The sequence below is a fragment of the Streptomyces sp. NPDC029292 genome (assembly GCF_055569295.1).
On record NZ_JBVHXR010000010.1, the window covers coordinates 290,418 to 312,634 of the forward strand.

Here is a 22,217-nt window from a genome sequence, read left to right on the forward strand (position 1 = left end):
AGGACAGGGCTGACGCCCAGGCACCTCCCCAGCATCAATGGCCCATACAAGGGAGAGTTACGGATATATCTGCACTTTGTAACGCGAATCGTTTCCTTGGTCTGGTGTCGCCGTGGAGGGCCACAGTCTGGGGCCTCGGCACCGAGCCGGGAATTACGGATTGCACGCCCGGCCCCGACCAGGTCGGTGTGCACGAACGTGAGGTGACAGATTCATGTCTGTTTCTCGTACGACGGTCCGCCTGATCGCCACCTGTGTGGCTTCGGGCGCACTCGTCGGCGCGGCCGCCATGCCAGCCTTGGCCGCCGGAGCCGGCCACGACCGCGACAACGGGAGGGGTTACTCGCACAGTCACAGGAGCGACCACGACCACGACGGCCACTTCGGCGACCGGGACCGGGGCTGGGACCGGGACCGAGACCGGGACCGGGGCTGGGACCGCGACCGGGACCGGGGCTGGGACCAGGACCGGGGCGGGCACCACGGCTGGTACAGCGACCGACACCGGGATCAGGACCGCTACCTCGGCCACCGCTAGCCCGCCTTGGAGGCTGTGCTGTGACGCGGAGGCCCACACCCTCTGCCACCCGTCGTCATAGCCGGCACGGCCGCTACACCCAGCCGGAGGGCCGAAGACCGTTCCTTGCAGTCTTCAGCCCTCCGGCCACGTGTCGCACCGTGCGGTCGTTGCCCGGGTACCGCACTGCCAACGTCCAGTAGCGGCCGGACTTCCAGGGAAGCAGCGCGACGATATGGCCGTCAGCGGCCGATCTGTGTAGAGCTACGGGTCAGAAGGCTTCTGACATCCACGGCTGACATCAACGAGGCCGGACGGGGGCGTACACCAGCAACTCTGTCCGGCTGTCGCACCAGTCGACGGCAGCAGCCAGAGCGGACCCGGATCGAACTCCTAAAGCGGGTGTCGCAGGTTCGAATCCTGCCGGGGCACAGAGCGTATTAGGACGCTGACCTGGGGCTTCTTCCCCAGGGAGGCGCTCTGTTCGGCCTCGGACTCCTCGTCCGGGGCCGTTTGCGTGAGCGGATGGGGAGTTGATCTCCCGAACATCGCCCGACGGATCGGCATCATCCGGCACGGGCCCCTCCGCGCTGTGGGGTTCGGGCTCGGCTTCGGGCTGGGATCTGGGAGGCGGCGCGGGCGCGCAGTACGAGCCGGGCTACGGCCTCGGCGACCGCCGGGTCCGCCTCCGGGCGCAGGCGAGGACCCGCTGCCACCAACGGCTGGGCCTCGCGGCACACAACGGAAGTGTCGGTATCTACGGGGTCACTCCACGTGGGTGGCGACACCCCTCGGACGCCCGCCGGGCCGCGAACTCACGCCGACCCCAGCAAACCGTCAACCACGCGCTGTCTACGGCACGGGCTCCGGTCGAGCGTGGCGTCACGCGCCTGAAGTCCTGGCGCACCTTCCGCCGATCCCGGAGCAGCCCGAATCGAATGACGCCAATCGCCGCTGCCGTCCTCATGCCGGAGCGGTAACGCCCAAAGAGCTCGATGCCGTGCGCACGGGCCGCGGTCATTGAATGCCGGAGCGGATTTCCTCAGCACGGGGAATCCGTCAAAGTCGCACGACGACCAGAGCGATGTCGTCGGGGGCTCCGCCGGACAGGCCGAGGCGAGCCAGCAGTGCATCGGCCACGGCCTCCGGGGCGAGGGTGGCGCAGCGACCGAGGGCGTCGGTGAGGCGTTTCAGGCCCGCGTCGATGTCCTCGCCGCGGCGTTCGATCAGCCCGTCGGTGTACAGCACGAGGGTGTCGCCGGGGGTGTAGGACAAGTCCGCCTGGGGGCGGGGGACGGGCTGGAGGCGGGCGCCCAGGGGCGGATCGGTGGCCTGGTCCAGCAGTTCGCAGGCCCCGTCCGGGTGCACCAGGATCGCCGGGGGATGACCCGCATTGCTGTAGATGATCAGGCGGCGGCGGGGATCCACCATTGCCTTGATCACGGTCGTGTTCAGCGCGCCCTCGACCGACCGGGCGTACAGCCCCAGCGCCTCCACCACCAGGGCCGGCCGCTCCAGCGCCCGGGTGGCGGCGCTCAGTGCACTGCGCAGCATGCCCATGACGGCTGCGGCCTCCAGGCCGTGCCCGACGACGTCACCGACCGCCACCGCGAAGCGACTGTCGGGAAGGTCAACCACGTCGTACCAGTCGCCACAGACGTTCAGCGATCCCGTCGCGGGCAGATAGCGCACCGCGATGTCCTGGTGGTGGGCCAGGTCCGGCGACTGGAGCATCGCCTCCTGGAGGGTGACGGCCACCTGGCGCTCGCGGTCGTGGGACTGGCGCAGCTCCTCGTTGAGGCGCTGCAGCTCGCGGGCCCGCGCGTACAGCTCGGCCTCCAGCGCCTCCCGCTCGGTCAGCTGCTCTGCCGGCGGCCGCTTCCCGGCGGCGCGGGCCTTGATGAACGCGGTCACGTCCTCCACCCGGTGAATGATCCACTCCACCGTGCCGTCCGGAGCAAGGATCGGTGTGTTGATCGGCGACCACCACCGCTCCTCGAACGCCCCTGGTCGCCCCGCGACAGGGATGTCGTACTTCTGCAGGGCCATCGTGTCCGGCTTCCGCGAGACCAGGACCCGGTGCAGGGAGGCGTTCAGGTTGCGGACCCCGTCGGCCTCGGGATCGGTCGGATTGTCCGGGAAGGCGTCGAAGATGTGCCGCCCGAGCAGGTCCTCCCTGGTGCGGCCGGTCGCCTCCAGATAGGCCCGGTTGACCTCCACGATCGCCAGGTCCGGGCCCAGCACCAGATACGGACTCGGCGTGGCCGCGAACAGCGCCGCGTAATCCATCCCCGCCATCACCCTCCGCCTCTACGACCTGCCCCTCCTCCCCACTCACGCTACGGCTCGACCCAGCCGGATGCCTGCGCGTCGAGGCCGGCATCCGCGCCTTCGGCCTTCTGCCACGGCAGCGCCCGACGCCTCTCGGAGGACCCCAGTCGGCACGGATTCAGCACATACGAGGACGGGAAGCCCCGTGAACACATGAGAACCACGGAGGGATGTTTTCCCGGGCCGGACAACGACGGCTCATGCCGGGTCGTCGTAGACGGTGACGACGTGAGTGACTTCGTGGCGTCCGTCGACGTCCACGCCGTACCGCACGAGCTGCCGCTCGTCGTGCTGCAGCTTTCACAGGCTGTGGCACGTTCGACGGGGCTGGACCTGCTTGCCCGAATGCAGATCGGCGTACCGCCCGAGCCCGGTCCTGCGGCCGCCGAGTTCCTTGAGGCCATGGATCCCGTCGAGGTGGAGCGCGCGGCTCTCGCCCGTGTCGACCTGGAGAACGTTCCGGGCGGTGGAACCGCTGCCGTGCTGCGGCAGTTGGCGGAGTGGGCTCGTGGCGCTTGATCTCTCGGGGGTGCAGCGCACGGTGGAGGGGCTCCTGCCGGACTCCCTGGAGTTGTGGCGCGATGTACGTGGTGAGGCTGACCACGTACTCGACGAGGAGTCCGGAGCGCTGAGGCCAGCGGAAGGCGCCGAGCTGATCTGGGCCGGGGCCGGCGCGGTGGTGCTGCCCGGAGGGCTGCCGACTGCGTCGCCTCCTGTGGACGGTGCTGTGGCACAGCTGCCTTCGGACACCGTGTACCAGGGCATGCTGCCGCTCAGCACGCCCCGCGTCCGGGATGACGATCTCCTCACGGTCGTGTACTCGGCTCGGGATGCTCAGCTCGTCGGGTGCCGCTTCCGGGTCACGGGGGTCGCTTCCGGCTCCTTCGCCGTGGTGCGGGTGGTTCGGTTGGAACTACTCGGAGAGGCTCGGGGTGCTCGTGTGGCGGTCAGTCCCGCTCCAGCCCCGTCGCCAGGCGCCTGAGCGCCGGGAGTGCCGCCCGGAACGCTTCGCGGTCGGCCGGGGGCAGGTCCGTGAGGCCGCGGGAGAGGACCCGCGCGCTGGTGCGGTCGTAGCGGTCGAGCAGGTCGTGGGCGGTGGGGGTGGCGGTGAGCAAGACCGTTCGGGCGTCGTTGGGGTCGGCGGTGCGGTCCACCAGGTCGGCCGCGCGCATCACCTTGACGAGGTTGCTGACCGTGGAGGGCGCGACGCGCAGGCGCACGGCGGCCTCGCGGGGCGCCAGCGGCCCGTCCACCAGGACCCGGAGGAGTTCGATCTGCGCCTCGGGCAGGTCGGGGAGGTCCGCGGCGCCGCGGGTCGCCCGCAGCACCGCCCGGCGCAGCGGGCCAAGGAGGCGGCTGAGCTCGATGGCGGCGGCGTCCGACGAGTCTGCGTCACTGCTGTTCATGGCCTCCATTCTGCCTCGCCGAAGCCATTAACTTTTGCATCAAAATAATTTTGTGGCAAAATGAAATGGACGGCACCGAGAGGCCGAGAACACGACCGGACGCCGCACGCACGAAGAAGAAAGCTGGACCGCCATGACCACCATGACCGCACAGACCACTGCCACTGCCACGTACCCGACCACCGTTGAGCGCCCCGTCCCGCCGCAGGACCTCTCCGGGATCGTCGGGCACCGCTTCGTCTACACCTACGCCAACGGCTGGCAGTACGAGATGTACGTGAAGAACGCCACCACCATCGACTACCGCATCCACACCGGCCACGTCGGCGGCCGCTGGGTCAAGAACCAGAAGGTCGACCTCGTCATGCTCACCCCGGGCGTCTACAAGGTCTCCTGGAACGAACCCACCGGCACCTCCGTGTCCGTCAACATCATCCCCGCCGAACGCGTCCTGCACGGCGTGATCTTCTTCCCGGACTGGATCAGGACCCACGGTGAGCGCACCGTCCTCTTCCAGAACGACCACCTCGACCAGATGCGCGCCTACCGCGACGCAGGCCCCACCTACCCCATCTACGAGGTCCCCGAGTTCGCGAAGATCACCCTCGACGAGTACGTCGGCGAGGACGACGAGGACGCCGTCTCCGTCGCCCCAGGCGACCTCCCCAGGGGCTGGTCCGACCGCACCAACTGAGCCTGCCCCGCGGCTGCGGCGGCGACCGCCGTGCTCGACAGCGACTGGTTTGGTCGAAATCGAGTTTGTGGCATCGGGCTGACTTCCCGCGCGACCAGTCACCGGACAGCCCTTGGTCAGGCTCCGCCGGTGTCCGCGCCTCAACCCGCTGCGGTGGAATGCCGAGGCCGGCAACCAGGTTGTTGCGACGACGAGTTGGGCCTCGGCGAACGGATGCGGCATGCGCGGATTCATCACCGACCCGGCCGGGCACGCCGGGCTGCGGCTGGCCGACGACCTGCCCGAGCCGTCCCCGGCACCGAACGAGGCCGTGGTGGAGGTGCGGGCGTACGCCGTCAACCATGACGAGCTCAACCTCATCGCTCGCCGCCCGGGCGGCTGGCGGCCGGGGCAGGACGTGGCGGGCGTGGTCGTACGGGCCGCCGCCGACGGCAGCGGGCCGGCCGTGGGCACCCGGGTGGCCTGCTACCTGGACTGGGAAGGCTGGGCCGAGCGCGTGCCGGTGCCGACCCGGTGCCTGGCCACGCTCGACGACCGGGTCTCCTTCGAGCAGGCCGCGACGCTGCCCATCGCCGGCCTGACCGCGCTGCGCGCCCTGCGCGTAGGCGGTGCGGTACTCGGCCGCAAGGTGCTGGTCACCGGCGCCACCGGCGGGGTGGGGCAGTTCGCCGTGCAACTGGCGGTCGCGGCCGGGGCCCACGTCACCGCCCAGGTCAGCAGCCCAGGGCGGGAGGCGGAGGCCCGCGCGTTGGGCGCCCACCAGGTCGTCACCTCGCTGGAGGACGACGCGCTCGGCCCCTTCCATCTGGTCCTGGACGGCATCGGCGGCCCGCTCACCGCGCAGGCCGTACGGCGGATCGCCCCGGGCGGCCACCTCGCCTGGTACGGCAACATCGGCGGCCCGGACGAACTGCGCCTGGGCGACTTCTACGCCCAGGGCTGGAACGCGCACGTCGTGGGCTTCATCAGCCCGGTGCCGGAGGAGACCAAGGGCGAGGACCTGGCCATCCTCGCCGGCCTCGTCGCCGACGGCCGGCTCACCCCGCACATCGGCCTGGCCCTCGACTGGGAGAAAACCCGCGACGCCCTCGACCTCCTGGCCCGGCGGGAGGTCCGCGGCAAGGTCGTACTGACCATGGGAGACGGCCGGTAGGACCGCGTGGCCCGGGGCGTCGGCCAGGACGCGCCGGTCACCGCCGAACCTCGAGAAGGGCCGCAGCGCAGCGACGCGGCGGCCCTTCTCCTGTCCCTTTCCAACCGTCACTTTCTACGCCGTCGGCGCGTCAGCGGACGATGACCACCACGGGGACGTTGCCGTAGGGGTACCCGCCGAAGGGGTAGTAGCCGGCGGACCCGAACGGGTAGCCGTACCCGAACCCGCAGTACGGGTTGAAGCCGCGGTTGAAGCCCACACCGAACCGGCACCCGCCGTTCGCCTGGCTGCTGTGTGACAGCGATGCGACGCCGTCCGTGGCTGCCGCTGAGGCCGGGCTCGCGACCGCTCCCACTCCCACGATTACGCCGCCTGTGAGGAGGGCGGCGGCCAGGGTTCGCATGACCGGGTTCCTGTGCATATTTCGGTCTCCTTTACCCCGAGATGTCCGCACCCCTCCGTTTTCTCCCCTCACACTAGGTAACACCTGATCGGCGGAACGCACCACCCGAGCGCCCCACGGCCCCGTGGTTCCGGGCCTGGACCGGGTTATGCCTGCAGGACGCGGTCGCCGGCGAGGCGCCTCAGGATTCGGCAGAGGGGCGGCACCGGCTCGGCGTCGGCACCGCCCGGCGGCGCGCTGGCGGCTGCGGGCAAAGGCGGGAAAACCCTCTACGGCTGAGGCGGTCGTGGGACGTTCGCTAGGTGTCGTGCCAGCCGGGTTCGAGGCGGTCGAGGAGGGCATGGAAGGCTGCGTCGGCCCGGTCCCAGTCGTCGTCGGCCAGGGCCGCGATGAGCAGGCCGAAGGATGCGTCGACCAGGAGGCTGGCCTCCGTTCGGGCTCGGGCCTCGGTCATGCCCAGGTCGCGGAATACGGGGATGAGCAGGCCCGTCCACTCGGAATGCGCGTCGCGCAGGACGGGCCCGTACCGGTCGGGGTGGAGCAGGCTGGCGGTCATGATCTCGAGGTAGAGGGGGAGCGCCGCGCGCAGGTCGGGGGTGTTGAACTGCTGCCAGGTTTCCTCCATGAAGCCGCGGAGCCACGCCGGATCCTTGGGGATGCCGATGGTGTTGAGCAGGCTCCGGACGCGTACGAGCGGTCGCCTCTCGTCCAGGGCGAGCGCCTCGGCGACCATGCGCTCCTTGGTGCCGAAGTAGTACAGGAGCATGCGGTCGCTGGTGCCCAGGGCCCTGCCCAGGGGGCGAAGGGACAGGCCGGCCAGGCCGTTGCGGATCATGTACTCGCGGACCCGGTCCAGCAGGTCGCGTCGTTTGGCCGGGTCTGGCGGGCGCGCCATGAGGGCTTCCCATCTGTAGCTACGCGGGGCGGAGCGGAATCTCGAATGTCTGATTCATTAATTTTTGTCCAGGTATTTACCGTAGCGCCCGCTACATGTATATTGAAGATGTAGCGACTGCTACGTGAACACCAGGCCTGGCGCATACCTGGCCCGGTCACCGGCGGCCTCCGCCGCCGCGGCACCCATGGCCGCCACCGCTCAGAAGGGACTGATCCCCATGGCCCCCCGGGTCATCGGCCTCACCACGACCTCTCACGGAGGGTGCTTTGCCCGGCTTTTTCGCCATCGCCGAGGAGAGCCGGAGCTGAAGAGCGCCCCGGACCGTGCTCAGGGGAAGGGCCGCTCCCCGGAGGTCGCACCCACATCGTGGGTCGCCCGGAACCGGGCTCTCTGGTCGCGCACCCTGGAACCGCTGCGACCGCTCGACGCGCCCCGCGCCCGTGCCACCGTCTGGGACGCCTCCTGGCCCCTACGACGGGAACTGACCTCGGTCCGCCAGGCCCGGCGCCTGGTGACCGCGCAACTGGCCGACTGGAATCTGGAGGGCCCGGCCGAAACCGCCGAGCTCTTGGTCAGCGAAGTGGTCACCAACGCCCTGCGCCACACGCGCGGCCCTCTGCGGCTCAACCTGCAGGTGCGCGGCTCCCGCCTGCGGTGCGAGGTCGAGGACACCGACCCCGCCGGCCCCGTGCGTCGCGTCGTCGACGCCGACGCGGAAGGCGGACGTGGAACCGAACTGCTCGATCTACTCAGCGAAGCCTGGGGCAGCACCCGTACGGCCACCGGCAAGACCATGTGGTTCGAAATGCCGACGCAGACAACCGGATCGACCGGCGTGGTCGCCTGGCAGATAGACGCCATCTGATCCGGGCATCCAGGAGTGCCCTCCGGCATGGCGCTGGGGGGCGCTCACGGAGACGCGGTGTCGGCGTGCGCCGTAGCCATGCCGCGTTGGGCGGTCTGTCACGGTCAACGACGGCTCATTCCAGTCGAGATGCATCGTTGGCCTGGGCCCTGCAACATGTCTGCTCATGAACGACGGTCCTGTTCCCTCCCCTGGTCATTCCGCTGCCGAGTTCATTGAGCAAGGTCGGCAAGCCGCTGTGAGGGGAGACTGGAAGGCGGCCGTCAACGCTTGGATCGCTGGTGCGGTGGTTCCTGGCGATGCTCGACAGCCGCAACGGCGACGGGATCCATGAGGCGATCCAGCTGGCGAAGCGGGGGATGACCGACGAGCAGATACGTACCGCCGGTCGGCTGGCCGGCCGCCCCTCCGAAGCCGAAACCCTCATCCACACGGTCCACAAGCGCGGCGGGTGACTGCGCTCCCGACGAGAAAGGAAGCCGTGCCCCATGGATTCAGCGGAATAACCCCGACCCTGCGCGAAGACACCCTTCACTGGTAATCCGCCGAGCCGGGCGGTTGCGATGATCCGGCCCGGATCTCGTCACTGCTGCGTCACAGGTGATCTGCCGAGTGAACCCCAGGCCCGCCGGCTCTGTCTGCATCGACGAGGGTCGGTGAGGACCGGCGCCAAGTGCGATCCATTTTCGGGGGACATCATGCAGTACAAGAACGGCATCCGCAGAAGCGTGCTGGCGATGGTCGCGGCCTCAGCCGCTCTGATGGTGACCGGGTGCCAGCCCGGTGGCGGCGGGGCAGGGGCGGCCGGGTCGCCCTCAGGCTCGCCGAGCGCCTCGGAAACTCGTTCCGGTTCACCGGACTCCGCCTCCTCGGCGCCTGCCACGGATGGCACATCAACGGCCCCGGCGGCCAGCGCCTCTTCCGGATCCGCATCGTCGGGCGACGCGGTGAAGACGTGCGCGGCGAGCAGCCTGAAGGCGGCCGCGTATCAGGCTGCTGATCGCCCGGACGGCACGGGAACCGGAGCTGCGGTCGTCGAGTTCACCAACATTTCCGGCCAGCCGTGCGCCCTCAACGGCCACCCGTCGGTGGCGGGGGCAGGCAACGGTTCCCCGGAGCACAACTCTCCACTGTCGGTGACACCCACCGGATCGGCATCGCCGGTGCGGGTGGCCCCGGGGGGCCAGGCATGGGTGAAGCTGACCTTCGTCCAGGTCCAGGGCGAGGCCGACGGCTACTGCAAGTCCGGCACGGATCCGGCGGTGTACCCCACGCTGGTGGTCGGCCTTCCGGGATCAGGGTCACACCAAGTCGCCCTGGACGACGGCGAATTCGCCGAGTGCGACAACACGGTGACCGCCACCGCGGTATCGGCGGCCAAGCCTTCCTGAGTACCAGGACGGAGGCCCTGTCGTCCTGGCGGCGGCAGGGCCTCCGGCCTCTACGTGCCACACGTCGACCTGAACCTGCTGCGCACCTTCCTGGCCGTCTACCGCTCCGGGTCGCTCACCGCGGCGGCACCGCTGCTCGGGCCCTCCCAGCCCACCGTGCCCGCCCAGATGCGGAAGACCTGCCCATCGTGCGCCACTACTGGCGCACCGTCTTCGGCAAGCAGCTCGCCGCCCGCGCCGCGCTCACCGTGCCGAACCTGTACGCCGTCGTGCCGGCGGTCACCGGGGCGCCGGCTACACGGTCCCGTACGGGTTCGTGGTCAGGACGGCGTCCACGCTCCGCCAGGTGGACTCCGGTACGGCATCGTCACCTTCCCGCTCCGCCGGAGCCCGACCGGCCCGACGTGCGCAGCGTGCCGGCCGTCTTCAGCAGCCGGTCGGCCGGTTCCCGCAGCCGGGGATGGGCCAGGACCGTGTTCCGCAGGCCGCGCACCGGCCTGCGCCACAGCCGGTGCGCCGCCGCCACCGGGTGGGAGCGGGTCGCGAAGCCTTCGCCCACGCGCAGCTCGCGGGTCTTGAGCCAGTCCTTGTACTCCTTGTCGCCGCGTCCCAGATCCATGAGCCGCACGCCCTGCCGGCCCGCCGCCTCGGCCATCCGGAGGTGCATGATCAGTCCGGGCGAGTAATAGCGGAGATCGGGGTCGTACGCGGTGAACCAGGCCGCGAACACCGTGCGCGACGTCGGTCCGAAGTGCGCGGCCACCGGCCGGTCGCCGGCGTACACCACCGACAGCACGCCGGTGAAGTGCTCGTCGCGGACGTGGAACAGGTGGTCCACCACGTCCACGATCCACGGCCGCGCGAACCGGTCCATCCGTCCCGTCCTGCGGTACTGGGCGGACTTCCACCGCATGAGCGTGCGCAGCGCCCGCGGGTCGCGTTCGTCGTAGACGAACCGCATCTCGCCCAGGTCGCGCCCCAGGCGGCGTTCCTTCTTCAGCGTCGTCTTGGCCAGCCCCGGGTACGTGCCGCGCAGCCATTCCGCGTAGCTGCCGTCGCCGTCCTTCAGGTCGATCACCGGTGAGGCGAACGTCCCCGTGACGTATCTGCCGAAAGGCTTCTGCTCCTCGACGAGATGGTCGAACTCGAAGACGGACAGCCCGCAGGCCCGCAGCAGTTCGTGGGTGTCCCAGGTGACCCCGGGGCGGTGCACGAGGGCCTGGCAGTCGGAGAGGCCGAGACCGATGGCCCGGCCGACACCGAGGGCGTTGCGCTCGTACGGGAAGAAGCCGACGGGCTCCCCGTTCTCGTGCAGGACCGCCACCCGCGCCCCACTGCGGTATCTGCCGATCCCGGCCGCGAACTCCGGCGCCAGGAAAGGGTTGGCGTAGTCGGGTGACTCGTCCATCGTCAGGTGCCAGGCCCGGCACAGCGCGGTGTCCAGCTCCTCAGGTCTGTGGATCGTGATGTCCACCTCAGACCGCGTAGATCGCGTAGATCTCATAGATCCCATGGGCGACCGCTCCCCCATTCCCCCCACGACGCGCTTTCCGCGTCCTGCCACTTCTTCGGCTGTCTGCAGATCCACGCCGGTACGCGCTCGTTCCACAGTCGACGACCGAGAATCGAACCGTTCGGCGGGGCTCAAACGTCGCGAAACAGTACGCACGCTGTCAAGGGTGTCTGTCGTAACGGAAGAGTGCGGATCGGATGGCCTGGCCCGATCAGGGCCGTCCACGAGGCACTGGGGCATGGCCGGGGGGTATGGCACACATGCGTGGCTGCCAGAGAATCCGTGCAGGAGTGTCACACAGGCTGCACACAGTCCTTCGAAAGCCTCGTTAGCGTTGCGGCCACTCGACCTCACGTGCGAAACGTGAACGGGCCGCGGCCCGGCGGCTCGACGGCATGTCAAGTCAGGAAGACCGCAGATGGACTACTGCTCCTCATGTCGTCGGCATCTCAATGGCGCCCTGGTGTGCCCCGGGTGCGGTGCCTACGCTCCCGACATCGCTCCGCACGTCGCAACCCGCGGCCGCATCGCCCCGGCCCAGGCCACCATGGCGATGCCCGGTACGCCGGTGAGCGCGGCGGCGGCGTGGGCGTTCACGCCCTCGGACAGGTGGCACGACGGCCGTCTGCACGACGACCGTCCCAGTGGCGAGGCAGCGGTCGGGGCCGGCATGGACGAGGTCCCGCAGACCGACCCGTACGACGATTTCAAGGCTGCGACGACCGCGCCGCAAGGGCGGGCGGCGCGGCGGCGCCAGCTGGCCCGCTGGAAGAAGAACCAGCGTCGGGCCGTGGTCGCGACTGCCGTCGCACTCGTCGGAGGCGGTCTGACCGTTGCCGCGATGGACCGGAACTCCGCCGATCAAGCGCAGGCGGCCACGGCGCCGGACGTCGCGGGCATGGGTACCGCGGAGGACCAGGCGACGCAGCAGCCCGGCCCGTCGTCGACACGGCCTGAAACTCAGCGGACCTCGCGCACCCCCGTGCAGTCGCCCGCGGCCGACCTCACGCGCCGGCAGTCCGCCGCTGCCCCGCTCAGCACCACGCCGCCGAACGTACGGACGGACTCCGCCGCCGTTCCTCGTGCGACGGCGACGTCCGCGCCGCAGCCGCGGACCACCTCCCCGTCCTCCGCCGAGACGGTCTCCGACCACACCGCTACGGCGCCGACGCAGACGCCCGCGCCCTCTGCCACCGCCGGCACGAGCTCGGGATCGTCGCAGGCGAGCCCCGCGCCGGCAGCGACTTCGCCCTCGCAGATATGCCTGCTCGTGGTGTGCCTCGGCTGACCGCACCGAGCAGCGCTTCGACGCCGCAGGGCTGTCCTGGGCCGGGTGGGCAGGGTGGGCAGGGTCGTCAGACATGGCCACCCCGTCACCCGGCCCTCGCGTGGCCGGCCGCGGCATGGGCCGACCCGGGTACGGACACCGACGTGGCTCGGTGCGTCCGGTCCGTCCCGGCGGAGGACATGACCGGCAACACGCCGTGTTCTCAGCCCAGTCGAGCGGCTATCAGCTGCGTCCCGGGCCTGATACCGACCTCGCCGAGAGTCCTGGTGTCGGAGAGACCGGCGTCGTTGCGCTGTGCCCACGTTGAGCCGATGTCCCTGAACTGGCGTTTGGTCGCCGCGTCGAGGAGTATCCACTCCCGGCCGTAGCTGTACGCGGGCACCACGCCCTGCGTGGACCACACCTCGTCCAGGACTTCCTGAACGCGCGTGTCCTCGCTGACCGGCAGCAGGAGGTCCGGCACGGTCACGTCGAGCGCGGAGAGGGAGATGCGCAGGGTGCGCTGGAGGAAGTCGGTGCGCGCGTTCTGGACGGCTGCCTCGACGATCGCCGCCTGATCCAGCTGACCGAGCCTTTCGTCGAGGATCTTCGGCACCGCTTCCTCGATGGTCAGCCGGATCGACGCTTCCATGTTCTCGATGCCGCGGCTGCGGGACGAATTCAGCGCGCTCACGAAGTCGTTCACGCTCGGATTGCTCGAGTAGTCCTTGGGTGCGTAGAGCACAAAGGGCTTCTTGATCAGGATGCCGAAGAAAGTGGCCGCCACGCCGGTCGGGAAGATCACCGAGTAGACCACCAGCAGGGCTTGGAGCCAGCCCTGCGTCTGCGTCGCGGCGGCCCCGACGGCCACTTCGGACAGGGTCAGGAACAGGGAGATGATCCACAGTGGATTCAACACCTTGGGCTGCCCGGCTGCTGGACCCCGCTGCGCCATCGCAGTGCCCCTCTCCCCGTGTACGGCACTCAACGGGCCAGCCTAGCCCAGCTCGTACCCGTGCAGCAGCGGTAAGGGACCGCGCCAGGAAGACCGGCCTGAACCGCTGTGTGGTGCTGTGGGGTCTGTCCCTGCGGGCGCTGTGGCTGTCGCTGTGGCTGCACTCGGTGTCCAAGGTGCTCACCACCGGGATCGGTGTCAGGCTGCTGCCGAAAACCGCGCGGGCCGTGCGCGCGCTGGCCGACCGGCAGCGGCTGCCGGCCCGTGAGTGGTCCGGCGTCGACATCCCGGCGACGTACGCACCACTGCCCGCCGGGCATACGGGCGCCGCGCTGCGGAGCGGGGTGGCAGACAAGAGCAACCAGCTCTGGCGCGAACGGCGTTGGACGCGGCTGGATCCGCTCATCGGCGGCCCACTCGTGTTCGGCCCGTACGCGCTGATACTGAGCGGGGTGTGGGGTCTGTGGGCGGCCGTGTTCGGGGTGCGGCTGTCGCAGGAGTGGGGGTCGCCCTGGGCGGTCTCGTATCTCTTCATCCCGGTCCACGACGCGCTGACCGCCACGCCGGCGGGCCTTCTCGGCGCGGCGCAGTTCCCGCTCGCGCTGTGGGTCGCCCCGAGGGCCGTGCGGCTGCACTCCCGCTATCTGCGCGCGATGCTCGCCCCCGACCCGGGCGCGCAGCTGGCCGACCGCATCGAGCACCTCACGACCACCCGTTCCGAGGCCGTCGACACGCAGATGGCCGAGATCCGCCGTATCGAACGCGATCTGCACGACGGCGCGCAGGCCCGGCTCGTGGCCATGGGCATGACGCTGGACGCCGCCGAGCGGCATCTGGAGAGCAACCCCGAGGCCGTACGGACGCTGCTCGCCGAGGCCCGGCAGTCCTCGTCCAAGGCGCTTCAGGAACTGCGCGACCTGGTGCGCGGCATCCATCCGCCGATCCTCGCCGATCGCGGACTCGCCGATGCCGTACGGTCGTTGGCGATGCTCAGTCCTCTGAAGACCGAGGTCGACATCGACCTGCCCAGCCGTCCCGAGCCGCCGCTCGAATCCGCCGCCTACTTCGCCGTGGCGGAGGTCCTCACCAACGCCGCCAAGCACTCCGGGGCCGAGCGCGCCTGGATCGACCTGCGCCACGACGTCGAGGACGGGATGCTGCGCATCGGCGTCACCGACGACGGGCGCGGCGGCGCCGACGCCTCGCGCGGCTCGGGGCTGCGTACGAGTCCACGAGGGCGTCGCAGGCCGCGCGGAACTCGGCATCCGTGTCGAGGAGTTCGCGGATGTGGTCGTGGAGTCTTCGGTACGCCGGGTCGTCGGTGAAGTCCGACATGGCGTGCGCGCCGAGCCCTGCGCCGCCGAAGGCCTCCACCGCGCCGGTCACCTTGGCGCGTACGCCGCGCAGGTTCTTGACCGCCTTGCGCCGGGCGTCGTCGGCACCGTAGCCCAACGCCTCGTACATCTCGGCGACATGGAGGTCGGTGTAGACGAAGTCGACCCGGTCGAAGTGCTCGGTGCCCCAGCAGGTCAGGTCGGCCAGGCGCCGGGCGGAGAAGTAGCTGTTGCCCGGCGAGACGCCGATCACGGCATGGTCGCCCGCGGCCTGGATCACCTGACAGTGCGGGGTGTAGGGCTGGACGTTGAAGAGGCCGGAGGTCGTCGGCTTCTCGGTGACGTGCTGGATCTCGGAAACGGTCACAGTCGTCAACGGAAAGTGTCCTTCGCGTCGCAAGTCCCAATGGAGCCTCGTGCTCCTGGTGTGGCGACGACGCCGAGAAGTTAGCGTTCGGACACGGAGAGTGTCAACGGGCCTCATGGCGGTGCCGAGGTGAACCCGTACAGGTGGGCTGTACGGGTTCACCTCGGCCAGACGCGCTGTACCCGTTCACGCCGGTGAACGGCAGGCCCTGGTCGCGCGCCTCGCCCAGCAGCTTCCGCGGATCTCCTTGCCGAGCACGCCCTTCACGGAGGGGTACGCGTAGAAGGCGCCGTCGGGTTCGGGGCAGAGCACGCCGTCGATCGCGTTGAGCATCGGCACGCCGGAAACGGGCCTGCGATGTTCCGGCGTCCCCTTTTCTTCCCGCTTCACAGATTCTCCGCCACGGAGAAACGTCGCGTCACAGAACGTGCCAGAGAAGGGAGTTCTCCTGCGAACGGGCGATGCCGAGCCGATAACGGCCCGAAAACGTGCCTCGGTAAATTCCTCGGCAACGGAGACCCCGCCGCCGCGTGAGCCCCGCGACCACCACCGGTGACACCGGCCGGTGGTCACGGTCTCGGAGAACCCCCCTCCCCTTTTCCTCCAGGAAAGCGAATCCATGCAGAGCGACGAGGTCGACTTCGCCATTCCTCCGCCCGCGACGACTTTCGCGCAGCGCCTCTCCGAACACCGTCGAAATGACGAGTGGAAAAAGGCGCCGCGCCGCATAGAACCGGCCGAGTGCATCGGCTGCGACTCCTGCATGCGGGCCTGCCCGCCGCAGTTCAGCGCGATCTACAACCACGGCCTCGACGTCGTGATCATCCCCGAACTGTGCAACGGCTGCGCGAAGTGCGTCCAGGCCTGCCCGGTCGACTGCATCTACCCCGACGACGACTGGCAGCCCACCAGCCAGTCGCTGTGGACCTACGTGGAGGGACAGGAGGAGTTCCGTGCAAGCGGCAACAGCAACTGACGTACGGCCCGAAACGGCAACTGACGTACGGCCGGATCCGGTTGGCGTCCGGGCCAGGAGCGCGGACGCCGCTGCCACCCGGGCCAGGAACGCGGACTCCGTGGCCGCCCCAGCCAGGAACGCGGACTCCCTCGCCGCCCGGGCCAAGAGCGCCCGCCGCCTCGCCATGGAGGAGGCCCGGCGCAGCAAGCGGCCCAGCCGTGCCGACCGGCCGGCCGGGAGCACCCCGCACCCGGAGCGCACCCTCGACGACGCGGGCTTTCCTCGACTCCTCCAGGACACCCTCGCCGCCGCCCGCCAGGCCCCCGGCATCGCCGGGATGATCGACACGCTGACCACGCTCGGCGGCCGGCTCGACCCCGAGATCGCGCGCCGCTCCCTCACCCGTGCCGAGACCGCCGCCGTCCGGATGCTCACCCGGCCGGGACGCGTGGCGGGCTCGGGCGAGCCCGGCGGGCCCGGTACGTCCGGCACGGCGGGCCGGGACGCGGTGTTCACCAGCAGCCTCGCGCTCAGCCCGCAGGGCCGTCTCGTCGTGACCGTGCCCTCCCGCCGCGCGCTGCCCGCCGAGGCCGCCGCGACCGGAGTCGCCGCCCGCGTCTCGTGGAGCGCGGAGGACCTCGCCGAGTACCGGCTGCTCCTGGCGGACGTCGTACAGCGCACCCGGCACGAGGTGGCCGAGTGCCGGGCGCTGCTCGACTCGATGGGGCAGGCCGGCCGCACGGAGGCGGTGGACGCGATCCGCGGCGCCGTCTTCCTCGTACCGCCCGTGATGCTCTACAAGGACGACTCCGTCTACTCGAACCTGAAGGACGAGAACAACCTCACCGGCAAGAGCCTGCTGCCCACCCACCCCGACTGCTTCTTCCACCATCTGGACCTGCTGCCCCTGGAGTTGTGGAGCGACGAAGAGGCCGTCGTCGTCGCCTGTCTGTGGCTCATGTACTCCTCGGGCGGCCCCAACCGCATCGAGAGCTGCAACGGCGTCCAGCTCACCCTGGAGAACGTCGCCGACAACTTCCGTGCCGCGCGCGCCGTGTATCTGGAGGCCGACCCGGACCAGGTCATCGACGAGATTCCCGCCGACGGCCTGCCGCGCGTCGAGGCCCTCGTCAGGAGCGCGGCCCAGATCGCCGCCGCACGCGCCCAATTGGTGGCCTCCCGGCGTATTCACTACGACATCAACGCCACCACCCGCCGCAAGTCGGAGCGGGCACTGCCGCGCCTCGCACGGCCGGGGACGCAGGAGCTCGGCATCTGCGAGCGGCTGACGGAGCTGGTGCCCGCCGCGGGCCCTGACTTCGCCTCCGTACTGGACGCGCTGGACCAGGAGTGGCTCCAGCAGCCGCGGGGCGACTTCGCCACCGGGTTCGAGGCGCTCGTGCACGCGACCGTGGCCGGCGCGGTGGACGTCTTCGACGCGCACTTCGCGTTGAGCCGGGGCATCCGCTCGCTGCCCCGGCTGATCGACGCGCTCGCCCGCCAGGACTGGGCGGAGATCGTCTCCTGGGAACTGCCCGACTTCTACTGCTGTGTCGTGCCCGGCGCGCGGGCCGTGGACCTGCACGGCGGCGACCGCGTGAAGGTGGCGGACTCGGCGTGGGCGATGTCGGCGCGCATGCAGTACAACACCTGGCACGTCATGCCGGGCAACCTGCCCAAGGACCCGGCGGTGCAGGCCCGTGACTTCCTCGCCCCGCACGTCCTGCCCGACCTCGCGGTCTTCTCCGATCTGCACCACCGCGGACACGTCGCCAATCTGATCCGCTTCTCGGCGCGCAGCCCCGAACCGGTGATGGTGGCGGGCTTCCCGTTCAAGAGCCTGACGGATCTGCGGGTGCTGCGCTGCACCGGCGACCCCTTCGACCAGACGGACCTGGTGGGCGTGACCCATGTCGCCCGGTTCCTGGCGCAGTTGTCCGAGCGGGTCGCCGAGGCCGCGGTCGCCGGACGCCGCATCGACGTCACCTCCTTCGACCACCGCTGGCACCGCGCTTCTATCGTCGGCCCCGGCCCCGGCGCCGAGCCCGTGTCCGAGTCCACGCCCGCCCCCGAACTGGAGAGTCATGTCTGAGCCGCACACCCCCGACCGCCCCGTCGTCGTCTTCGTCAACCTGCGCCGTACGCCGCTGGAGCAGCGCTCCGCCCTGTACGCCGCCCACCGCCAGGGCTACGGTGTCGCGCTCATCGCCGACGCCCCGCCCGCCGGGCTGCCCGGCGACATCGTGCGCACCGTCCACCAGGTCGACACGTACGACGCGGCCGCCGTCGACGCCGCGGTGGCCGCCATCGCCGCCGAGCACACCGTCGCGGGCGTCGTCACCTGGTCCGACCCGGCCGTGGAGACCGTCAGCCGCGTCGCCGAGGCGCTGGGACTGCCCGCCGCGTCGCAGCGGACCGCGCGGACCGCCCGCGACAAGTACCTGATGCGGCAGGCGCTGGCGGCCGTGCGGCCCGACCTGTCGCCGCGGTTCGCCCGCGTCACCAGCTGGGAGGAGACCGCGAAGGCGGCGGCCGAGATCGGTTACCCGCTGGTGCTCAAGCCCGCCACGGGCAACGGCAGCAAGGGCATCTTCCAGGTGCACGGCGAGGACGAACTCCAGCCCGCCTACGAACAGTTGGCCTCGTATGTGCAGCCCGACGTGGACCGGGTGTTCACCGGGCACGCCGGGGAGATCGTGATCGAGGAGTTCCTCGCGGGCACCGAGCACAGCGTCGAGGGGTGGGTGCACCAGGGCCGCGTGCACATCGCCGGGATCACCGACAAGACCACCACCGAGCCCTACCGCCTCGAAGTCGGCCACCTCTTCCCGACCGAGCTGCCGGCCGGCTCCGTCGCCGCCGTGCACGAGCTGACCCACGCGGTGGCCGAGGGCTTCGGGATGGACGACTGCACCTTCCACCTGGAGTGCATGGTCGGGCCCGACGGCAGGGCCCGGATGGTGGAGTGCGCGGCCCGCGTCGGCGGCGACTTCATCACCTCGCATCTGGTCGGGCTCGCGACCGGGGTGCCGTTCTGCGAGAACACGGTGCGGGTCGCCACCGGGCAGGCCCCGCTGGCGGCCGACCGGCCGACCCTGTACTCCGGTCTGCGCAAGCTCCTCGCGCCCGCCGACGGGGTGCTCACGAGCGTCGACGGAGTGCTGGACGCGCTGCGCGTACCCGGCGTCGAGCACATCGCGATCGAGCGCTCCCCCGGCGCCCGCGTCCAGCTCCCGCCCGCCGACTACATGTCGAGCACCATCGGCGCGATCATCGCCACGGGGGACACCGCCGAGGCGGTACGCGTCTCCCTGGACGCGGCCGAGGCCGCGATCAGGATCACCGTCGGGGCCGACGATGACACCGGGCGCTGAAGGGGCGGGGGGCGGCGGCTCGCCGGGCACCCCCCGGCTGCCGGGCACCCCCCGGCCCGGCACCGTCCTCGTCGTCGGCTGTGTCACCCCTTCTCCGCACGGGCAGGACCAGTTGCGGCGGCTCGGGGAGCAGGCACGGGCGCGTGGGCTGCGGGTGCTCGGGACGGACACGGCGGCTGCGCTGGGGTCCGGGGTGTGGCGGATACCGGCCGATGAGACGGCCGTGCTCGATCACCTCGACGCCGTGGCGTGCCGGGAGTTCGCCGCCGCGCATCCCGAGATCGGGGCCGTGGTCACCGTCAGGGAGGGCTGTGTGCTCGCCGTGGCGGAGCTCGCACGGGAGCTGGGGCTGCCGGGGAACGATCCCCAGGCGGTGCGGACGATCCGTACGAAGGACGTGTGCCGCGGGGTGCTGCGGGAGGCGGGCTTCGCCCAGCCGTCGTTCGCGGTGGCCGCGGACCTCGCGGAGGCGGCGGAGTTCCTCGCCGCCACCACCGGCCCGTGGGTGGTCAAGCCGCGTGACGGGATGGGCAGTGCGGGGGTCTCCCTCGTCCGTGCCAGGCAGGAGCTGGACGCCGCCGTCGCGGGGCTCCAACTGCCCTTCCTGGTCGAGGAGTTCGTGACCGGGGCCGAATACTCGGCGGAGGGCGTCATGGTCGGCGGCAAGCCGCGGATCCTCGCCCTCACCGCCAAGCGCACCGGTGCCGGTTTCGTGGAGACCGGTCACCGCACCCCGGCCGCGCTCGACCCGGCGACGGCCTCGGCCGCCCGGGACACGGTGGCCGGCGCGGTGCTCGCGGCCGGGGTGAGCCACGGGGTGCTGCACGCGGAGTTCTGGGTCACTCCGCGGGGTGGCATCGTGATGGGCGAGATCCACGCCCGCCCCGGCGGCGACTTCATCCACGCCCTCGTCGAACACACCCTCCCCGGCTTCGAGCTGTACGGGACGCTCCTGGACGACCTGCTGGGCCGCCCGGTGCCCGAACCGCCCGCCCCGGTGGGCGCGGCGGGCGCCGACTTCCTGGTCCTCGGTCCCGGTCGCGTCACCTCGGTCGAGGGCTGGGACGAGATCGCCGCGGATCCGTCGCTCGTCGCCGCGCACCTGTCGGTACGCGCGGGCGATGTCCTGAACGACGTCGCCAGCTCCGCCGACCGTCATGGCGTACTGGTCGCCGCCGCCCGGGACACCGCGGCGGTGGACGCGGCGCTCGACTCGGCACGCGCACGCCTGCGGGTCGGGCTCGCGCCCGAGTCCACGCGGGCGGACAACGACGTGGCCGGCATCCCGGCAGCGGCGGTGACGGCACAGATACGACCACAGGTCGCCGCCGAGCCCGAACCCGCGCCCGCGCCTGTGCTCGCCCTCGCGGACAGCAGCCCGGCCGCCACCCCGGCAGCCGCAGCGACGGCACAGATACGACCGCAGCTCGCCACCGCGCCCGAACCCACGCCCCTGCCTCTGCCCCTGCCCGCGGACAGCACCCCGGCCGCCACCCCGCCCCCCGCCACCCCCGGCGGGATCACGCCCGGAGGCGTCTCGTGACCGTGCAGGCGGTCGCCGTCCCCGCTCAGGAGACGGACGCCCGGCGCCGCGTCCTCACGACCATCACCCTCGACTATCTGCTCTCCCACCTCGGGTACTTCACCCTGCTGCCGGTGCTGCCGCTGCTCGTGCCGCGCCTGGACTCCGCTGCCGGGGCCTGGTGGGTGGGGACGGCGCTGCTGGCGCTGACCTTCGCGGTGCGCGGCGGGTCGCTGTTCTGCGGCGGTGTGCTGCACCGGGCGCCGGTGCGCGGCGCCATGGTGGCCGGACTGCTGCTGGCGGCGGCCGGGTTCGGGGCGCTGCCGTTGGCGCCGGGGGCGTGGGCGGTCGTCGGCTGTCTGGTCGTCGCCGGGTTCGGGATCAGCGTGAACGCGCTGACCGCACGGGCCTACGTCGCCGTGTCGCTGCCGGGCGCGGCGGACCGCTCGACCGTGTTCTCGGCCATCCAGGTGGCCGTGAACATCTCCGCGGCCGTCGGCCCGGTGCTCGCCAACCTGCTGTTCGGCGGCGCCCGTTACGGTCTGCTGCTCGCCCTGGTGGGCGCGCTGTACGCGGTCGCGGCGCTGGCCGTCGCCTGCACCGTGCCGCGCGGTCTGCGCCTGTCCGACGGCGACACCCGGCCCCCGCTGCGGCTCGGCCTGCTGAGAGTCGTGGTCACCGACCCGGACATCCGACGGGTGTCCCTGCTCGCCGCGGTCGGAAGCCTTCTGTACGCCCAGTTCTTCTCGGCCCTGGCCCTGCAGATCGCCGAGCTCACGGACCGGACCGCCCTGCGCGCGGGGTTCTTCACGCTCAACGCGGTGCTGGTCGTCGTCGTACAGATCCCGGTCACCGTGTGGATGAACCGCGGTCTGGAACGGCGTACGGGCCCGGAGCGGTATCTGCGGACCGGGATCGTCGTCTTCGCGGCGGCGTTCGCGCTGCTCGGCGCGGACAGCACGAGCCTGGTGACCGCCTTCGCGGCCCTCGCCGTCTTCTCGTTCGCCGAGACCGTCTTCACGCCCACCGTCAGCACGGCCTTCGCCGGGCTCGACGGCGACCGGCCGGTGGTCGAGGTGTTCAACCTGCGCCAGGTCGCCACCGCGAGCGGCGAGTCCCTCGGCTCCTTCGCCGGCGGCACCGTCTTCCTGCTGGCCTTCGCACACGGCCTGCTCGCCTGGTACTGGTACACGCTCGCCGCCCTCGGACTGCTGACGGCCGCCCTGGTCCGTACCGCGCCCGAATCCTCCTGACCGGCACCGGTCACAA

General features: G+C 70.9%; 22 protein-coding genes and 3 pseudogenes. 17 read left to right on the plus strand and 8 right to left on the minus strand.

The window, feature by feature from the left end:
- The first annotated feature begins 214 nt into the window (after positions 1-214).
- Together ACZ4WS_RS23350 and ACZ4WS_RS23355 are read left to right on the plus strand one after the other, a co-directional pair.
- A complete protein-coding gene (locus ACZ4WS_RS23350; protein ID WP_467983140.1) occupies positions 215-538 on the plus strand; it encodes a hypothetical protein in 324 nt (107 codons plus the stop codon).
- Positions 539-1,319: 781 nt separating this feature from the next.
- Positions 1,320-1,497, plus strand: a pseudogene (locus ACZ4WS_RS23355) (transposase family protein); the annotation flags it as partial.
- Positions 1,498-1,576: 79 nt separating this feature from the next.
- On the opposite strand, the gene ACZ4WS_RS23360 reads toward ACZ4WS_RS23355, so the two are convergent.
- Complete coding sequence (locus ACZ4WS_RS23360; protein WP_467983141.1) at positions 1,577-2,815, minus strand: PP2C family protein-serine/threonine phosphatase; 1,239 nt, start codon at positions 2,813-2,815, stop codon at positions 1,577-1,579.
- Positions 2,816-3,076: 261 nt separating this feature from the next.
- Here ACZ4WS_RS23360 and ACZ4WS_RS23365 point away from each other — a divergent pair, with 261 nt between their 5' ends.
- Both ACZ4WS_RS23365 and ACZ4WS_RS23370 read left to right on the plus strand, forming a co-directional pair.
- Positions 3,077-3,367, plus strand: coding sequence for a hypothetical protein (locus ACZ4WS_RS23365; RefSeq protein WP_467983142.1), 291 nt, complete (start codon positions 3,077-3,079; stop codon positions 3,365-3,367).
- Positions 3,368-3,389: 22 nt separating this feature from the next.
- Positions 3,390-3,830, plus strand: a complete 441-nt coding sequence (locus tag ACZ4WS_RS23370; RefSeq protein WP_467983191.1) for a DUF6093 family protein — start codon at positions 3,390-3,392, stop codon at positions 3,828-3,830.
- Here the strand turns inward: ACZ4WS_RS23370 and ACZ4WS_RS23375 are convergent.
- Entirely contained in the window at positions 3,796-4,254 is a 459-nt protein-coding gene (locus ACZ4WS_RS23375) for a MarR family winged helix-turn-helix transcriptional regulator (RefSeq protein WP_467983143.1), read from the minus strand. The genes ACZ4WS_RS23370 and ACZ4WS_RS23375 overlap by 35 nt on opposite strands.
- Before the next feature lie 142 nt (positions 4,255-4,396).
- Here ACZ4WS_RS23375 and ACZ4WS_RS23380 point away from each other — a divergent pair, with 142 nt between their 5' ends.
- Positions 4,397-4,948: a phenolic acid decarboxylase gene (locus ACZ4WS_RS23380; protein ID WP_467983192.1), complete on the plus strand. Its 552-nt coding sequence runs from the start codon at positions 4,397-4,399 to the stop codon at positions 4,946-4,948.
- Positions 4,949-5,168: 220 nt separating this feature from the next.
- Positions 5,169-6,101, plus strand: a complete 933-nt coding sequence (locus ACZ4WS_RS23385) for a zinc-binding dehydrogenase (protein WP_467983144.1) — start codon at positions 5,169-5,171, stop codon at positions 6,099-6,101.
- A gap of 130 nt (positions 6,102-6,231) precedes the next feature.
- On the opposite strand, the gene ACZ4WS_RS23390 is transcribed toward ACZ4WS_RS23385, so the two are convergent.
- Both ACZ4WS_RS23390 and ACZ4WS_RS23395 read right to left on the minus strand, forming a co-directional pair.
- Entirely contained in the window at positions 6,232-6,522 is a 291-nt protein-coding gene (locus ACZ4WS_RS23390) for a hypothetical protein (protein WP_467983145.1), read from the minus strand.
- A 280-nt stretch (positions 6,523-6,802) separates the two neighbouring features.
- A complete protein-coding gene (locus ACZ4WS_RS23395; protein WP_467983146.1) occupies positions 6,803-7,399 on the minus strand; it encodes a TetR/AcrR family transcriptional regulator in 597 nt (198 codons plus the stop codon).
- A 220-nt stretch (positions 7,400-7,619) separates the two neighbouring features.
- Here ACZ4WS_RS23395 and ACZ4WS_RS23400 point away from each other — a divergent pair, with 220 nt between their 5' ends.
- The 4 genes and pseudogenes from ACZ4WS_RS23400 to ACZ4WS_RS23415 form a co-directional block, all read left to right on the plus strand.
- Complete coding sequence (locus ACZ4WS_RS23400) at positions 7,620-8,267, plus strand: ATP-binding protein (RefSeq protein WP_467983193.1); 648 nt, start codon at positions 7,620-7,622, stop codon at positions 8,265-8,267.
- A gap of 281 nt (positions 8,268-8,548) precedes the next feature.
- A complete protein-coding gene (locus tag ACZ4WS_RS23405) occupies positions 8,549-8,722 on the plus strand; it encodes a hypothetical protein (RefSeq protein ID WP_467983147.1) in 174 nt (57 codons plus the stop codon).
- 243 nt (positions 8,723-8,965) lie between these two features.
- Positions 8,966-9,658, plus strand: a complete 693-nt coding sequence (locus ACZ4WS_RS23410) for a DUF4232 domain-containing protein (protein WP_467983194.1) — start codon at positions 8,966-8,968, stop codon at positions 9,656-9,658.
- Between the two features lie 54 nt (positions 9,659-9,712).
- Positions 9,713-9,832, plus strand: a pseudogene (locus ACZ4WS_RS23415) (helix-turn-helix domain-containing protein); the annotation flags it as partial.
- A 193-nt stretch (positions 9,833-10,025) separates the two neighbouring features.
- Here the strand turns inward: ACZ4WS_RS23415 and ACZ4WS_RS23420 are convergent.
- Positions 10,026-11,132: a GNAT family N-acetyltransferase gene (locus ACZ4WS_RS23420; RefSeq protein WP_467983148.1), complete on the minus strand. Its 1,107-nt coding sequence runs from the start codon at positions 11,130-11,132 to the stop codon at positions 10,026-10,028.
- 457 nt (positions 11,133-11,589) lie between these two features.
- Between ACZ4WS_RS23420 and ACZ4WS_RS23425 the strand changes: the two genes are divergently transcribed.
- A complete protein-coding gene (locus ACZ4WS_RS23425) occupies positions 11,590-12,459 on the plus strand; it encodes an SCO2400 family protein (protein ID WP_467983149.1) in 870 nt (289 codons plus the stop codon).
- Positions 12,460-12,661: 202 nt separating this feature from the next.
- On the opposite strand, the gene ACZ4WS_RS23430 is transcribed toward ACZ4WS_RS23425, so the two are convergent.
- Entirely contained in the window at positions 12,662-13,393 is a 732-nt protein-coding gene (locus ACZ4WS_RS23430; RefSeq protein ID WP_467983150.1) for a hypothetical protein, read from the minus strand.
- A gap of 113 nt (positions 13,394-13,506) precedes the next feature.
- On the opposite strand from ACZ4WS_RS23430, the gene ACZ4WS_RS23435 reads away from it, so the two are divergent.
- Complete coding sequence (locus ACZ4WS_RS23435; RefSeq protein WP_467983151.1) at positions 13,507-14,718, plus strand: sensor histidine kinase; 1,212 nt, start codon at positions 13,507-13,509, stop codon at positions 14,716-14,718.
- On the opposite strand, the pseudogene ACZ4WS_RS23440 reads toward ACZ4WS_RS23435, so the two are convergent.
- Together ACZ4WS_RS23440 and ACZ4WS_RS23445 are read right to left on the minus strand one after the other, a co-directional pair.
- Positions 14,657-15,211: pseudogene (locus tag ACZ4WS_RS23440) on the minus strand (tRNA-dependent cyclodipeptide synthase); the annotation flags it as partial. The gene ACZ4WS_RS23435 and the pseudogene ACZ4WS_RS23440 sit on opposite strands and share 62 nt — an antisense overlap.
- A gap of 69 nt (positions 15,212-15,280) precedes the next feature.
- Complete coding sequence (locus ACZ4WS_RS23445) at positions 15,281-15,484, minus strand: hypothetical protein (protein ID WP_467983195.1); 204 nt, start codon at positions 15,482-15,484, stop codon at positions 15,281-15,283.
- A gap of 229 nt (positions 15,485-15,713) precedes the next feature.
- Between ACZ4WS_RS23445 and ACZ4WS_RS23450 the strand changes: the two genes are divergently transcribed.
- The 5 genes from ACZ4WS_RS23450 (at position 15,714) to ACZ4WS_RS23470 (ending at position 22,201) form a co-directional block, all read left to right on the plus strand.
- Positions 15,714-16,070 (plus strand): 4Fe-4S dicluster domain-containing protein, encoded by a 357-nt coding sequence (locus ACZ4WS_RS23450; RefSeq protein WP_467983152.1) that lies wholly within the window; start codon positions 15,714-15,716, stop codon positions 16,068-16,070.
- 100 nt (positions 16,071-16,170) lie between these two features.
- Positions 16,171-18,144 (plus strand): hypothetical protein, encoded by a 1,974-nt coding sequence (locus ACZ4WS_RS23455; protein ID WP_467983153.1) that lies wholly within the window; start codon positions 16,171-16,173, stop codon positions 18,142-18,144.
- The gene (locus tag ACZ4WS_RS23460) at positions 18,137-19,426 is read left to right on the plus strand and encodes an ATP-grasp domain-containing protein (protein WP_467983154.1); all 1,290 of its coding nucleotides are present in this window, start codon (positions 18,137-18,139) and stop codon (positions 19,424-19,426) included. The genes ACZ4WS_RS23455 and ACZ4WS_RS23460 overlap by 8 nt, the downstream gene beginning before the upstream one ends.
- Entirely contained in the window at positions 19,410-20,969 is a 1,560-nt protein-coding gene (locus ACZ4WS_RS23465) for an ATP-grasp domain-containing protein (protein ID WP_467983155.1), read from the plus strand. The genes ACZ4WS_RS23460 and ACZ4WS_RS23465 overlap by 17 nt, the downstream gene beginning before the upstream one ends.
- On the plus strand, positions 20,966-22,201 hold the full coding sequence (locus ACZ4WS_RS23470; RefSeq protein ID WP_467983156.1) for an MFS transporter: 1,236 nt from the start codon (positions 20,966-20,968) through the stop codon (positions 22,199-22,201). The genes ACZ4WS_RS23465 and ACZ4WS_RS23470 overlap by 4 nt, the downstream gene beginning before the upstream one ends.
- The last annotated feature ends 16 nt before the right edge of the window (positions 22,202-22,217 follow it).